We start from the raw sequence: 14,646 nt of genomic DNA, 5'->3' as shown, positions 1-14,646 counted from the left end.
ACAGGCCTGACCGATCATGCGCGTACTCGTCGTCGAAGATGACAAGGATCTCAACCGGCAACTGGCCGACGCGCTGGTCGATGCCGGCTATGTCGTCGACCGCTCCTATGACGGCGAGGAGGGGCATTTCCTCGGCGACACCGAGCCCTACGATGCCGTCGTGCTCGACATAGGCCTGCCGCAGATGGACGGCATCAGCGTCGTCGAGCGCTGGCGCCGCAACGGCCGCAAGATGCCGGTGCTGATCCTGACAGCGCGCGACCGCTGGAGCGACAAGGTGTCGGGCATCGATGCCGGCGCCGACGACTATGTCACCAAGCCGTTCCACATCGAGGAGGTACTGGCCAGGGTGAGGGCGCTGATCCGCCGCGCCGCCGGCCATGCCTCGTCCGAGCTCACTTGCGGGCCGCTGCGCCTCGACACCAAGGCCTCCAAGGCCGATGTCAACGGCGTGCCGCTGAAGCTGACCTCGCATGAGTTCCGCCTGCTGGCGTATCTGATGCACCATATGGGCGAGGTGGTGTCGCGCACCGAGCTGGTCGAGCATCTCTACGACCAGGATTTCGACCGCGATTCCAACACCATCGAGGTCTTTGTCGGCCGGCTGCGCAAGAAGATGGGCATCGACATGATCGAAACCGTGCGCGGCATGGGCTATCGCATGCGTGAGCCGGAGGCGTAAGGCGGAACCGCTCCCCATACCAGCAAGGAAGCCTTTTTCGGCGCGGCTCTGGCCTCGCTCGCTGGCCTTCCGCGTCATCGGCTTTTCCACGATCTGGGCGATCCTCACCCTGATCGTCATCTTCACTCTGATCACCACGCTCTACCGCCAGGCCAGCGAGCGCGGCTTCGACAGCCTGCTGTCGGCGCATCTGTTCAATTTGATCGGCTCCGTCGGCGTTTCCGAAACCGGCCAGCTCACCGGCGCTCCCGACCTTGGCGACCTGCGCTTCTCGGAGCCGAATTCGGGCTGGTACTGGTCGGTGGAGCCGGCTTCCGAAGGCGTGCACGGCAACCTTCATTCGTCCTCGATGACCACGACGATCCCGTCGCCGACCGTTGCCGAGGTGCCTTTCAATTCCAGTTTCCAGCGCAGCTATTCCACCGACGGCATCGGTGACGAGGAACTGCAAGTGTTCGAAAGCGAATTCGTCCTCGATGCCAAGAACCGCGCCGCGCGCTTCCGCGTGATGGGCAACAAGACCGAGCTCGAGCACGAGATCGCCACCTTCCAGGGCCGCCTGTTGACCTATCTCAGCCTGTTCGGCGTCGGCATGATCGCCATCAATGCGATCGCTATCCTGCTCGGCCTCCAGCCCTTGCGCCGGGTTCGCAACGCGCTTGCCCAGGTGCGCGAAGGCACGGCGCAGCGGCTCGATGGCCGGTTTCCCGCCGAGATCGAGCCGCTCGCCAACGAAACCAATGCGCTGATCGAAAACAACAAGCGCATCGTCGAGCGCTCGCGTACGCAGGTCGGCAACCTTGCCCATTCGCTGAAGACGCCGCTCGCCGTGCTGATCAATGAGGGCCGGGCTCTAGGCGGCGCCAAGGGCCAGCTCATCGCCGACCAGGCGGCGTCGATGCAGAAACAGGTCGACCACTACCTGCAGCGGGCACGGGTCGCGGCGCAGCGCGACAGCGTCGTCTACCGCACGCCGGTGACGCCGCTGGTGCAGCGCATGGTGCGCGTGCTGCAAAAACTCAAGCCTGATGTCAGCCTGTCGCTTACGCTGCCGGCGGCCGACATCGTCTTTGCTGGCGAGCGCGAGGATTTGGAGGAACTGCTCGGCAACCTTCTCGACAATGCGATGAAATGGGCGAAGAGCACTGTTGCCGTATCCGTCACGCCGGCCGCAGCCGGCCTGTTCGAGCTATCGATCGAGGATGACGGTCCCGGCATCCCCGAGGACAAGGCCCGCGATGTCTTGAAACGCGGCCGGCGCCTCGACGAGACAAAGCCGGGAACCGGGCTCGGACTTGCCATCGTTGCCGACCTCGTCAACGAGTATGGCGGGGCGCTGGCGCTGGAACGCTCCACGATGGGCGGGCTGAAGGCGGTTGTGCGCTTGCGGAGCTTGCAATGATGTACTGCCCAGGGCCAATCGACACGGCCGAATGCCTGTGTTATGGCGGCCCCTCGATTGCACAAAAGCCGTTAAAAACGGCCAAATTTCCGACAAATGTCAATAGTATGACGTCCTGACGCCCCCGATGACGCGGCCCCCAGCGCATCCCGTTCAAGAAAACCGGTTGTTGGCATGAAGATTCGCGTTGCGCTCGTTTCCGCACTGCTCGCTCTTTCCGGCTGCGGAACGCTGGGCAAGGGCAGTGGCCCGGATATCTCCATCACCAATCCGCCCGCGTCACCTCCCTCGGGTGCCAAGGTCGCGACGACGATCATCTCGGCCATGGCTGGCGGGCTCGTCGGCGGGTCGATCGGCAGCGGCCTGACCAGCACCGAGAAGCGCAAGGCGCTCGAGGCGGAGTACAAGGCGCTCGAATATACCGCGAGCGGCCAGAAGGTGACCTGGAAGGGCGACAGTTCGGCCCATTCCGGCGAAGTCGTCGCGGCCCAGCCCTACCGCGTCGGCTCGCAGGATTGCCGCCAGTACACCCATACAGTGTTTACCGGCACGGGCGGCCAGACCGCGCGGGGCACCGCATGCCGCAACGCCGACGGCAGCTGGACGCCGCTGACCTGAACATTGGGCCGGGGTCGGAATCCCGTCAAAGCGTCGCAGCGACCTCATGTTGTGAGAGCAGGGCTCTCGCTCTATTGGAAGAACCATGCTGTTCTGGGTCATAGCCGCACTCCTCACGCTGGGCGCAAGCCTGGCGGTGCTGCTGCCGCTGACCGGCGGCGGCACGGACGCTCCGACCAGCAGCGACCATGACCTCGAAGTCTATCGCGATCAATTGGCCGAGCTCGAGCGTGACGCCGCGCGCGGCCTGATCCAGCCGGCGGAAGCCGAGGAGGCGCGCGCCGAAATCGCCCGCCGCATCCTTCGGCTGGGAAATGCCGGCCAGGCCGATGCCGCGACGCTTCAGCAGCCGTCAAAGGCGGCCAGGCTGGTGGCGACATCAGCGGTGCTGATGGTCCCGCTGCTCAGCTGGGGCATGTACAGCCAGCTCGGCTCGCCCGATCTGCCGTCGCAGCCGCTTGCCGAACGGCTGGCCAAGAATCCGGCCGATAGTTCGGTCGATGAGTTGGTGGCGCGCGCCGAGGCCCATCTTGCCGCCAACCCTGGCGATGGACGCGGCTGGGACGTGCTCGCCCCGATCTATCTGCGCCTGCAGCGCTTTCCCGATGCCGTGACCGCCTATCGCAATGCCATCCGCCTCGATGGCGACACGGCTGCCCGCGAGGCCGGTCTCGGCGAAGCGATTGCCAATGCGGCCGGCGGCATCGTTTCGGCCGATGCGCAATCCGCTTTCGAACAGGCGCTAAAACTCGACCCGGCAAACGCGAAAGCCTCGTTCTATTTGGCGATGGCGCTGGCCCAGGAAGGCCGCATACCCGAGGCAACCACGGCTTGGCAGAAAATGCTCGATTCCCTGCCGCAGGATTCGCCATGGCGCGGAGCTGTCCAACAGGCACTGGCCGAGGCCGCCAACCGCAGCGTCGCGTCAGGAGAGCCCGCCAAAGGCCCCGACGCCGCAGCCGTCGATGCCGCCTCGTCGATGGCGCCGCGGGACAGGCAGGCCATGATCGAAACCATGGTCGCCGGCCTCGACGAAAAATTGCGGCAAAATCCGCGCGACACGGAAGGATGGATGCGGCTCATTCGTTCCTATGTTGTGCTGGGCAAGGCCGACCAGGCGCGGGACGCGCTGCATCGCGGTATTGCCGTGTTTGGCGCCGACAGTGAGGAAGCGAAGAAATTCACCGCCTTTGCCGCCTCGCTCGGCCTGACGGCGACGGAGTAGGACATGACGCGCAAGCAGAAGCGATTGTCGGTGATTGTCGGAGGTCTTGCCTTCCTCGGCGCCGCCACCGGGCTGACCTTCTATGCGTTGGGCCAGAAGGCCTCCTATTTCTATATGCCCGCCGATCTGACCACCGCCAGCTTGCAGCCGGGACAGCGCATCAGGCTCGGCGGCCTCGTCGAAAAGGGCACGGTCGTGCGCGGGCAGGGCGCGACGGTTGCGTTCTCGGTCACCGACACGCACAAATCGGTCAAGGTCAGCTATACCGGCATCCTGCCCGATCTGTTCCGCGAGGAGCAGGGCGTCATCACCGAAGGCAGCTTTGGCGCCGACGGCGTTTTCGTCGCCGACAGCGTGCTGGCCAAGCATGACGAGCGCTACATGCCCAAGGAAGTCGCTGACGGGCTGAAGGCCAAGGGCGTGTGGCAAGAGAGCAAGAGCCAGTAATGGTTGAGACCGGACACTTCGCGCTCGTCCTCGCCTTTGTGCTGTCGCTGGTGCAGACGCTGGTGCCGCTGATCGGCGCCCGTACCGGCAACCAGAGGCTGATGGCTGTCGGCGGTCCCGTCACGGTCACAGGCTTCGCGCTCACGGCGCTATCGTTCGCAGCACTCGCCGGCGCCTATGCAAGTTCCGATTTCTCGGTGGCGAGCGTGTGGGAAAACTCGCATTCGCTGCAGCCGCTGATCTACAAGATCACCGGAACCTGGGGCAATCACGAAGGCTCGATGCTGCTCTGGGTGCTGATCCTGACCTTCTTCGGTGCGCTGGTCGCTGTCTTCGGCTCCAACGTTCCGGCGACGCTGCGCGCCAATGTGCTGGCCGTGCAGGGGGCGATCGGCGCCACCTTCTTCCTGTTCATCCTGGCGACATCCAATCCGTTCACCCGGCTCAATCCGGCGCCGATCGAGGGCCGCGATCTCAACCCGGTCCTGCAGGATCTTGGCCTCGCCATCCATCCGCCGCTGCTCTATCTCGGCTATGTCGGGTTCTCTATCTGCTTTTCCTTCTCGGTCGCCGCCCTCATCGAAGGCCGCATCGATGCCTCCTGGGCGCGCTGGGTGCGGCCGTGGACGCTGGTCGCCTGGATGTTCCTCACCGGCGGCATCGCGATGGGCTCCTACTGGGCCTACTACGAGCTCGGCTGGGGCGGCTTCTGGTTCTGGGATCCGGTCGAAAACGCCTCCTTTATGCCGTGGCTGGCCGGCACGGCTCTTCTGCATTCGGCGATCGTCATGGAGAAGCGTTCGGCGCTCAAGATCTGGACGCTGCTGCTTGCCATCCTCACCTTCTCGCTGTCGCTGCTCGGCACCTTCCTGGTGCGCTCCGGCGTGCTGACCTCGGTGCATGCTTTCGCCACCGATCCGACCCGCGGCATCTTCATCCTGTGCATTTTGACGCTGTTCATCGGCGGCTCGCTGGCCCTGTTTGCGCTGCGCGCCTCGCGGCTGACGGCCGGCGGCCTGTTCCACCCGATCTCGCGCGAAGGCGCACTCGTCCTCAACAATCTGTTCCTGACCACGGCCACGGCCACCGTGCTGGTCGGCACGCTCTATCCGCTGGCGGTCGAAGCGCTTTCGGCCGGCAAGATCTCAGTCGGCGCCCCCTTCTTCAACCTGACATTCGGCCCGCTGATGGTGCCGCTGCTGGTCGTGGTTCCTTTCGGACCATTGCTCGCCTGGAAGCGCGGTGACCTCTATGCCGTCGCCCAGCGCTTGATGGCGGCTTTCGGCGCCGCTCTCCTGGCGATGCTGGTCACCGGGCTGTTCATCGACGGCGCGTCGGTGTTCGCCGCCCTTGGTGTCGGCCTCGCCTGCTGGCTGGTCTGCGGCGCGCTCACCGACCTCGCCGTCAAGTCCGGCTTTGGCAATGTGTCGCACGCCATCATGCTGCGCCGTTTCGCCGGCCTGCCGCGTTCGGTGTTCGGCACTGCACTTGCCCATCTCGGCCTCGGGCTGACGACGCTCGGCATTGTCGGCACGCTGTGCTTCGGCACCGAAAGGATACTGTCGATGCATGCCGGCGAGAGCGTCGAACTCTCCGGCCACACGCTGCGTTTCGACGGCCTCTTCCCGGCGCAGGGTCCGAACTACAGCGAGCAGCGCGGCCGCTTTTCCCTGATCGGCGCCGATGGCGGCGTTTCAGCCGAAATCACCTCGGCCAAGCGCTTCTTTCCGGTGCGGCAGACGACGACGACCGAATCCGGCATCGAGACGATCGGCTTCAACCAGCTCTATCTGTCGCTGGGCGATGAAGGCACCGATGGATCCGTCGTGGTGCGCCTGTGGTGGAAGCCGCTGGTGACGCTGATCTGGGGCGGAGCTCTGGTGATGATGGCGGGAGCCGCAATGTCGCTGCTCGACCGTCGCCTGCGGGTTGGCGCACCCTCGCGCCGCCGCAAGCAGGCAGCCTCCATGCCGTCGGCAGGCGCGCCGTGAGCACCAGGTTCTCGTTGGCCTCGCTCACCCTGCTTCTGGCGCTGCTGTTTGCCGGCGCCGCGCAAGCGGTGAAACCGGACGAGGTTCTCACCGATCCGGCGCTCGAGGCGAGGGCGCGGCTCCTGTCGGAAGGCCTGCGCTGCATGGTCTGCCAGAACCAGTCCATCGACGAATCCGATGCAGACCTCGCCCGCGACCTGCGCATCCTGGTGCGCCAGCGCCTGGTTGCCGGCGATACCGACCAGCAGGTGATGGACTATATCGTGTCGCGCTACGGCGAGTTCGTGCTGTTGAAGCCGCGCTTCAGCCCGCGCAACGCCTTGCTTTGGGGCACGCCGGTGCTTCTGCTTCTAGTCGGCGGCATTTTCATTGTGCTGACCACACGCTCCCGCCGCTCGTTGGCAACCAAGGCGCTGAGCGCCGAGGAACAGGCGGCGCTGGACAAGATGCTGAGCGACTAGCTCGGCCATTCCTCCAAAGGCCAGTCCCGCGACGTGTGGATGGCGCGCAGGATAACAATGCTCTGACGGCCGGCGATCAGGCGCAATTCATAGGCAATGATGTAGGGCAGGCGGCCGATGGGCTTCTCATAAGTGCCTGTTACCCGGCCAGGTCGGCCCGTCGCCATATCACCAAGGCCCCGGCCCATTTCACGGATACGGTCCGCGAGGCGTCGGGCGGCGGCAGGATTGTCCTGAGCGATAAAGGCAACTTGCTGCGTGAGATCGTCCAGCGCTTCTCGCGACCAGGTGACGAACCGCTTCACGCCTTGCCTGCGCGCCTGGCTTTCGCTGCTTCGATCACCGCGTCGAGCTCCGCCATGGCGTCGTCGTGGGGCACGACACGGCCAGCCTCTGCGTCGGCCATGCCACGTTTTATGCCTTCGATGATATCCAGCTCGCGATCGACATAGGCTGAGACCGCCTCGGCGGCGAGGAACGATTTACTACGCCTGGTATCGGTAGCGATCTGCTCCAGCTTCAGCTTGGTCTCGGACGAGACTCGAATGGTCATGGTGGTGCTTGCTGTCATTGTGAAAGCCTTGTGCTGAGTTGTGTACACCATAGGGCAGCAGGCGAGCGCAACCAAGCGATTTGTGCGACCGCCCAACATTACAAAACTTTCATGCACCGGAAATGGCGCCGTAATGTGCGCCTCTCTATTTCTCTTGTCCGAGGATGCTCTGCCTGAGCCGCATCCAGTGAAAAGAGGATACGAGACCCATGACTATCGCCCCCAACCCATATTCCCGCACCCGCAAACGCCTGTTGGCCGCCGCCGCTTCGCTGGCCATTGCCGGCGGCATCGGTTTCGGCGCCGTTGCCACTGGTACAGCTCCCGTTCTGGCCGACGCCGTGCGGGTCGAAGCGCCCCAGGTGCCGGGCTTTGCCGATGTCGTCGAGCGCGTTTCGCCGGCCGTGGTCAGCGTCAAGGTCAAGGCCAAGATCGAGCCTGCCGCCGATGACGGCTCCGACCAGTCCGACGATCCGGACGGCATGAACAACCTGCCCGACAATCCGCAGCTGCGCCAGTTCTTCAAGCAATTCCGCGGCTTTGGTGATCAGAACGGCCATGACGGCGGCAATCGTCGCTTCAGCCACCGCGACCATAACAACGACCAGCCGCGTCCGGTGGCGCAGGGTTCTGGCTTCTTCATCTCCGATGACGGCTATCTCGTCACCAACAACCATGTCGTCGAGGAAGGCTCCGCCTTCACAGTGGTGATGAATGACGGCAAGGAGCTTGACGCCAAGCTGATCGGCACCGATCCGCGCACCGATCTGGCGGTGCTCAAGGTCGATGGCGTCGGCAAGTTCACCTATGTCGATTTCGCCGACGATTCCAAGGTTCGCGTCGGCGACTGGGTGGTGGCCGTCGGCAATCCGTTCGGCCTCGGCGGCACCGTCACCGCCGGCATCGTCTCGGCCCGTGGCCGTGATATCGGCGCCGGTCCCTATGATGACTTCATCCAGATAGACGCTTCGGTCAACCGCGGCAATTCGGGCGGCCCGACCTTCAACCTTAACGGCCAGGTCGTCGGCATCAACACCGCGATCTTCTCGCCGTCGGGCGGAAGCGTCGGCATCGCCTTCGACATTCCGGCCTCGACCGCCAAGCAGGTGGTGCAGGATCTGATGAAGAGCGGCTCGGTGCAGCGTGGCTGGCTCGGCGTCGAAATCCAGCCGGTTACATCGGACATCGCCGAATCGCTGGGCCTGAAGTCGCAGAACGGGGCTCTGGTTTCGGGCGCCCAGGACGGTGGCCCCGGCAAGAAGGCCGGCATCACCGCCGGTGACGTGATCACCCAGGTCGAAGGCAAGGACGTCGCATCGCCGAAGGAACTGGCTCGTCTGATCGGCGCCTACCCACCCGGCAAGTCGGTCGACGTCACGGTGTGGCGCGACGGCAAGAGCCAGACCATCAAGGTCGATCTCGGCACGTTGCCATCCACTGACAAGCAGGCCTCGGCCGACCCGCAGCAGCCCGCGGCACCGGCAAAGCCCGCCGCGCTGGCCGATCTCGGCCTCACCGTCACCAAGTCGGAAAACGGCAAGGGCCTGGTGGTGACCGATGTCGATCCCGACAGCGATGCCGCCGACCGCGGCATCCAGCCCGGCGATGTCATCACCTCGGTCAACTCGACGGAGGTGAACGGCACCGACGACGTCGCCAAGGCGATGGCCGATGCGGTCAAGTCCGGCCGCAAGGCGGTGCTGATGCAGATCACCCGCGACGATTCAAACCGCTTCGTCGCGCTGCCAGTCGCCAAAGGCTGACATCACACAGTTTCCAGTGCGGCGGTTTCAACACCCCCGAGCCGCCGCACGGGAAGCAAGGGGCCGATCGCGTTAGTCAGTCATCGTGTTCTGCCCCCGGCGGCAGCGGGCCCCCATCGCCCGCTGCCGCTCTAACAGCGAAGCATGTCGCCCAAAAGTGCACTGCGGTTTTGGCAAAACGACATGCTTGAACGAAAGCTTTTGCGCTCATGGCGGCCCCTCAATCTTCCGGCGAAATCGCGTATAACGGCTCTATGAAGATTCTCGTCATAGAAGACGATCGCGAGGCGGCCGACTATATGCAGAAGGCCTTTGCCGAGGCTGGGCACACCGCCCATGTCGCCGGCGACGGCGAAACCGGCTTTGCGCTGGCCGATGCCGGCGACTATGACGTGATGGTCGTCGATCGCATGATGCCACGCCGCGACGGGCTCTCCGTCATTGCCGGCCTGCGCTCGCGCGGCAACACCACGCCGGTGCTGATCCTGTCGGCGCTGGGCGAAGTCGATGACCGCGTCACCGGTCTGCGCGCCGGCGGGGACGACTATCTGACCAAGCCCTATGCCTTTTCCGAATTGCTCGCCCGCGTCGAGGTGCTGAACCGCCGCGCCAGCGCCAGGGAGGCCGAAACCGTCTACCGGGTCGGCGATCTCGAGCTTGACCGGCTGTCCCATTCGGTCAAGCGCGCGGCGCGCGAGATCACGCTGCAGCCGCGCGAATTCCGCCTGCTCGAATATCTGATGCGCCATGCCGGCCAGGTGGTGACGCGCACCATGCTGCTCGAAAATGTCTGGGACTATCATTTCGATCCGCAGACCAACGTCATCGACGTTCACGTCTCGCGCCTGCGTGGCAAGATCGAGAAGGGTTTCGACAAGCCGATCCTGCATACGGTTCGCGGCGCCGGCTATATGCTGAAGAGCGGCTAGAGCATGATCCCAAAAAGTAGGTACCGGTTTTTGGAGAAGATCATGCTCCAACAAAGGGGTAGGTCATGATGAGATTTCAGCCAAATCTCATCATGAGCTAGAACTCGATGGCCCTTTCCCTGCCGGCCATCATGAGGACGACGGCGGCGCGGCTTTCAGCGCTTTATTTCCTGCTTTTCGCGCTATGTGCCGTGTTGCTGGTCTTCTACATGACGTCGTTGTCGGCCCGCATGCTGACCGGCCAGACCCAGCAGACCATCAATGACGAGGTGCTCGGCCTCGCCCGTGCCTATCAGAGCGGCGGCCTGCCGCGGCTGGTGCGCGTCGTCGAGCAGCGCTCGCGCCAGCCCGGCGCCAACCTCTATCTCATTGCCGACGTCAACGGCCAGATCCTCACCGGAAACGTGCAGAGCCTGGCGCCGGGGGTGCTCGAGACCGATGGCTGGACGACCGAACCCTTCTCCTATCGCCGTTTCGGCGAAGGTGAGCTCGAACGGCAGCGCAACCAGGCTTCTGACCCGAACGGCGCGCAGCCCGGCGAGACCGAAATTCAGTCCGAGGGCGAGAAGGGCCACAACGCCATCGCGCTGGTGCTGCGGCTGCCCAACCAGATGATCATGCTGGTCGGCCGCGATCTCGGCGAGCCCGAGCGCTTCCGCGCCGTCGTCCGCCGCGCCCTGATGCTGGCGCTGGGCATGATGGGCCTGGGCGGGCTGCTGATCTGGTTCCTTGTCGGCCGCGCCGCGCTGAAGCGCATCGACAGCGTCTCGGAGGCAAGCCGCCGCATCATGGGCGGCGATCTCACGGGACGGCTGCCGGTGACCGGCGCTGGCGATGAGTTCGACCGCCTGTCGGAAAACCTCAACACCATGCTGGCCAGGATAGCGACGCTCAACGAAGGGCTGAAGCAGGTCTCCGACAACATCGCCCATGATTTGAAGACGCCGCTGACCAGACTGCGCAACCGCGCTGAGGCGACACTTTCGGGCAAGCACAAGACCACCGACTACCGGCAGGCGCTGGAAGGCACCATGGCCGAATCCGACCAGCTGATAAAAACCTTCAACGCCATCCTGATGATCTCCAGGCTGGAGGCCGGCTATTCCTCGGAGAGCACCAGCAAGGTCGATCTCGCCGCCGCGGTGCATGACGTTGTCGAGCTTTATGAGCCGGTGGCGGAGGAGGCTGGCGTGGTGCTCGAAACTGCCGCGGACGGGAATTTTTCCGTCAATGGCAACCGCGAGCTGATCGGCCAGGCGCTGTCGAACATCGTCGACAACGCCATCAAATACTCGACCGATGCGACGGAAAAGCCTGCTGTGCGCGTAGCCCTGCAGCGCGTCGGTCACGAAATCCGCCTTTCTGTTGCCGACAACGGCCATGGCATCCCTGATGACGCCGACCGCGCCAGGGCGACCGAGCGCTTCGTGCGGCTGGAAAAGAGCCGCTCGCAGCCGGGATCCGGTCTTGGCCTCAGCCTCGCCAAGGCGATCATGACTTTTCACAATGGCCGGCTTGAACTTCTGCCTGCCAATCCCGGATTGTCCGTTATCATGAGCTTCCCGGCGCGGGAGGACCATTGATGGCGGTGAGGATGGCTGCGAAACGGATCGAGACCGAATGGCGCCTGCAACTGGCGGCGCAGCTCGCGCCGCTGGATGAGACCCGCGCCCGGCGTGAACTGTCGGAGATCGCTGGCGATGCCAAGGACGAGAACCTGCCGCGGCTGGCGAAATTCCTAGGGGGCAAGGGCGCGGCCCAGGAGTTTCTCGCTGCCGTCTTCGATCTCTCGCCTTTCCTCCGCGATGTCGCGCGCCGCCGGCCGCAAATCCTCGACGCGCTGTTCGATGGCAGTGTCGAGGCTCGGCTGCTCACCATCGCCGAAGCGATCGGCAAGGCCGCCTTTTCCGAGACCGTTTCCGAATCCAGCCTGATGATGGAACTCAGGCAGTGGAAGGGTGAAGCTCACTTTCTGATCGCACTTGCAGACCTCTCCGGCGAGGCCGATGCCGCGCTGACGGTAAGGCGCCTCAGCAATCTCGCCGATGCCTGCACCTGTGCGGCGGTCGACTTCCTGCTGCGCGAGGCGCACAGCCAAGGCAAGCTCAAATTGCCCGATCCCGAAAATCCGTCACGGCAATCCGGCTGGATCGTGCTCGGCATGGGCAAGCTTGGCGCGCATGAACTGAATTTCTCCTCCGACATCGACCTCGTCGTCTTCTTCGATCCGGATGCGCCGGCAATCGTCGATCCGCTCGACGCCACAGAGCTGTTTGCGCGCCTGACCCGCAGGCTGGTCCGCATCCTGCAGGACCGCACCGGGCACGGCTATGTCTTCCGCACCGATTTGAGGCTTCGTCCCGATCCAGGCTCGACGCCGCTGGCGATCCCGGTCGAGGCAGCACTTCGCTACTATGAGGCGCGCGGCCAGAACTGGGAGCGCGCCGCCATGATCAAGGCGCGTCCCGTGGCCGGCGATCTCGATGCCGGGGATGCGTTCCTGCGGGAATTGCAGCCCTATGTCTGGCGCAAATACATGGACTATGCGGCGATCGCCGACGTTCATTCGATCAAGCGCCAGATCCATGCCCACAAGGGTCATGGCGAGATCGCGGTCAAAGGACACAACGTCAAGCTCGGCCGCGGCGGGATTCGCGAAATCGAGTTCTTCGTCCAGACCCAGCAACTGATCGCCGGCGGCCGTTTTCCGGAGCTGCGCGGCCGCGAGACGGTGCCGATGCTGGGTGCGCTGGCGGCGCGCAACTGGATCACCGCCGATGCACGCGACGCGCTCACGCAGCAATATTGGTTTCTGCGCCGCGTCGAACACGCCATCCAGATGGTCGCCGACGAGCAGACGCATATTCTGCCCGACGATGATGAAGGGCTGGAACGCATCGCCCATATGCTGGGCTTTGCCGATGCCGCCAGATTTGCCGAAACCTTTCGCGCGGCTTTGCATGAGGTCGAGCGCCATTACGCCGCGCTGTTCGAGACCGCGCCTGAATTGTCGGCCGGCGTCGGCAATCTGGTCTTCACCGGCGATGTCGACGATCCCGACACGCTGCAGACCTTGCACGGCCTTGGCTTCCAGCGGCCAAGCGACATCTGCCGCGTGATTCGAGGCTGGCATTTCGGCCGCTACCGCGTCACCCAGTCTGCGGAAGCGCGCGAGCGGCTGACCGAACTGACGCCGGCGCTGCTCAAAGCCTTCGGCCAGACGCGCCGGGCCGACGAGGCGCTGGTTCGCTTCGACGAATTCCTCGCCGGCCTGCCCGCCGGCATCCAGCTGTTTTCGCTGCTGCAGTCGAATCCCGCCCTGCTGAAACTAATGGCGACGATCATGGGCGCCGCGCCTCGGCTGGCGGCAATCATCACAAGGCGCCCGCATGTCTTCGACGGTCTGCTCGACCCGGCGCTGCTCGCCGAACTGCCCAACCGAGCCTATCTCTCAGCGCGGTTGGCCGCTTTCATCGAAGGCGACCGGGCTTATGAGGACGTGCTCGACCGTTTGCGCATCTTTGCCTCCGAGCAGAAATTCCTGATCGGTGTCAGGCTGCTCGCCGGCTCGATCGACCCGGCGCGCGCCGGCCGCGCCTTTTCCGATCTCGCCGACCTCACCATCGACGCCGCATTGCAGGCGGTGACCACCGAATTCGCGCTACGTCATGGCCGCATCGCCGGCGGCACCGTGTCGCTGCTCGGCATGGGCAAACTCGGCAGCCGCGAGCTCACCGCCGGCTCCGACGTCGACCTCATTCTGCTCTACGACCACGACGCGAATGCCGACGAGTCCGACGGCGACAAGCCGCTCGCACCATCGCACTACTATACCAGGATGACGCAGCGGCTGATCGCGGCTGTCTCGGCGCCGACCGCCGAAGGCGTTCTCTACGAGCTCGACCTGCGCTTGCGGCCATCCGGCAACAAGGGGCCGGTGGCCACCCACATCGATGCCTTCAAGAAATACCAGCGCCAGGAGGCCTGGACCTGGGAGCACATGGCGCTGGCCCGGGGGCGCGCCATCGGCGGCGACGCGGCTCTTTGCACCGAGGTCGAGGCCGAGGTCGCGGCACTTCTGGCCTTGCCGCGCGACGCCGCCAAGGTGGGGGCAGAGGCATCCGAGATGCGCGCGCTGATCGAGAAGGAAAAATCGCCGCGCGATCTCTGGGACATCAAGCTCATCTCCGGCGGCCTCATCGACCTCGAATTCATCGCGCAGGTGGCGGTTATAACCGGGCAGGTCGAAGGCGGCCGCAGGGTGACCGCGACCGGCGAAATCCTAGCGCATCTGTCGCCGGATTTCGCCGAGGCCGACGTCAGGCAGCAGCTTTGCGAAGCCTACCAACTCTATCTGGCGCTGACCCAGATGACGCGGCTTTGCCTCACCGGCGCATTCGAACGCGATGACGTTCCGCCGGGACTGTCGGATCTGCTTCTGGCGGTGACTGACCTGCCGGATTTCGGTGTGCTGGAAGCACACCTCAAGGAGACGTCGCAAAAGGTCAGAAAGGATTTCGACCTTTTGCTTCGTACGAAACGGTCGTGAGGGCGTGAAGCGCTGGCGGCTGTTTC

13 protein-coding genes are annotated in these 14,646 nt (G+C 64.5%); 11 read left to right on the top strand and 2 right to left on the bottom strand.

The features are described from left to right. Positions 1 to 16 precede the first annotated feature (16 nt). From NKI15_RS10530 to NKI15_RS10500, 7 genes are all read left to right on the top strand, one after another. Entirely contained in the window at positions 17 to 682 is a 666-nt protein-coding gene (locus NKI15_RS10530) for a response regulator transcription factor (protein ID WP_023670175.1), read from the top strand. Beyond that, on the top strand, positions 666 to 2,084 hold the full coding sequence (locus NKI15_RS10525; protein WP_023670176.1) for an ATP-binding protein: 1,419 nt from the start codon (positions 666 to 668) through the stop codon (positions 2,082 to 2,084). Before NKI15_RS10530 ends, NKI15_RS10525 begins: the two co-directional genes overlap by 17 nt. A 174-nt stretch (positions 2,085 to 2,258) precedes the next feature. Continuing rightward, the gene (locus NKI15_RS10520) at positions 2,259 to 2,702 is read left to right on the top strand and encodes an RT0821/Lpp0805 family surface protein (protein WP_023670177.1); all 444 of its coding nucleotides are present in this window, start codon (positions 2,259 to 2,261) and stop codon (positions 2,700 to 2,702) included. Between the two features lie 85 nt (positions 2,703 to 2,787). Next, positions 2,788 to 3,927, top strand: a complete 1,140-nt coding sequence (ccmI, locus tag NKI15_RS10515; RefSeq protein ID WP_023698582.1) for a c-type cytochrome biogenesis protein CcmI — start codon at positions 2,788 to 2,790, stop codon at positions 3,925 to 3,927. A 3-nt stretch (positions 3,928 to 3,930) separates the two neighbouring features. Further along, positions 3,931 to 4,374 (top strand): cytochrome c maturation protein CcmE, encoded by a 444-nt coding sequence (gene ccmE, locus NKI15_RS10510; RefSeq protein WP_023670179.1) that lies wholly within the window; start codon positions 3,931 to 3,933, stop codon positions 4,372 to 4,374. After that, positions 4,374 to 6,365: a heme lyase CcmF/NrfE family subunit gene (locus NKI15_RS10505; RefSeq protein ID WP_352886080.1), complete on the top strand. Its 1,992-nt coding sequence runs from the start codon at positions 4,374 to 4,376 to the stop codon at positions 6,363 to 6,365. The genes ccmE and NKI15_RS10505 overlap by 1 nt, the downstream gene beginning before the upstream one ends. Next, positions 6,362 to 6,826 (top strand): cytochrome c-type biogenesis protein, encoded by a 465-nt coding sequence (locus NKI15_RS10500; protein WP_023670181.1) that lies wholly within the window; start codon positions 6,362 to 6,364, stop codon positions 6,824 to 6,826. Before NKI15_RS10505 ends, NKI15_RS10500 begins: the two co-directional genes overlap by 4 nt. On the opposite strand, the gene NKI15_RS10495 is transcribed toward NKI15_RS10500, so the two are convergent. Both NKI15_RS10495 and NKI15_RS10490 read right to left on the bottom strand, forming a co-directional pair. Further along, positions 6,823 to 7,131 carry a type II toxin-antitoxin system RelE/ParE family toxin gene (locus tag NKI15_RS10495; protein WP_023670182.1) on the bottom strand — a complete coding sequence of 103 codons (309 nt, stop codon included), beginning with the start codon at positions 7,129 to 7,131 and terminating at the stop codon, positions 6,823 to 6,825. The two genes, NKI15_RS10500 and NKI15_RS10495, sit on opposite strands and share 4 nt — an antisense overlap. After that, positions 7,128 to 7,397, bottom strand: a complete 270-nt coding sequence (locus NKI15_RS10490) for a CopG family ribbon-helix-helix protein (protein WP_023684527.1) — start codon at positions 7,395 to 7,397, stop codon at positions 7,128 to 7,130. Before NKI15_RS10490 ends, NKI15_RS10495 begins: the two co-directional genes overlap by 4 nt. 191 nt (positions 7,398 to 7,588) lie before the next feature. Here NKI15_RS10490 and NKI15_RS10485 point away from each other — a divergent pair, with 191 nt between their 5' ends. The 4 genes from NKI15_RS10485 (at position 7,589) to NKI15_RS10470 (ending at position 14,620) form a co-directional block, all read left to right on the top strand. Next, positions 7,589 to 9,142 (top strand): Do family serine endopeptidase, encoded by a 1,554-nt coding sequence (locus tag NKI15_RS10485; protein WP_023702184.1) that lies wholly within the window; start codon positions 7,589 to 7,591, stop codon positions 9,140 to 9,142. Positions 9,143 to 9,396: 254 nt separating this feature from the next. Next, positions 9,397 to 10,071: a response regulator transcription factor gene (locus NKI15_RS10480; RefSeq protein ID WP_023670185.1), complete on the top strand. Its 675-nt coding sequence runs from the start codon at positions 9,397 to 9,399 to the stop codon at positions 10,069 to 10,071. Positions 10,072 to 10,178: 107 nt separating this feature from the next. Further along, positions 10,179 to 11,654, top strand: a complete 1,476-nt coding sequence (locus NKI15_RS10475; RefSeq protein ID WP_023709807.1) for a sensor histidine kinase — start codon at positions 10,179 to 10,181, stop codon at positions 11,652 to 11,654. Further along, positions 11,654 to 14,620, top strand: a complete 2,967-nt coding sequence (locus NKI15_RS10470; protein WP_352514208.1) for a bifunctional [glutamine synthetase] adenylyltransferase/[glutamine synthetase]-adenylyl-L-tyrosine phosphorylase — start codon at positions 11,654 to 11,656, stop codon at positions 14,618 to 14,620. The genes NKI15_RS10475 and NKI15_RS10470 overlap by 1 nt, the downstream gene beginning before the upstream one ends. The last annotated feature ends 26 nt before the right edge of the window (positions 14,621 to 14,646 follow it).

This window comes from Mesorhizobium sp. M0862 (genome assembly GCF_040319795.1).
In the GTDB taxonomy this organism is placed as follows: domain Bacteria; phylum Pseudomonadota; class Alphaproteobacteria; order Rhizobiales; family Rhizobiaceae; genus Mesorhizobium.
This window is presented reverse-complemented; position numbering and strand designations above follow the sequence as displayed.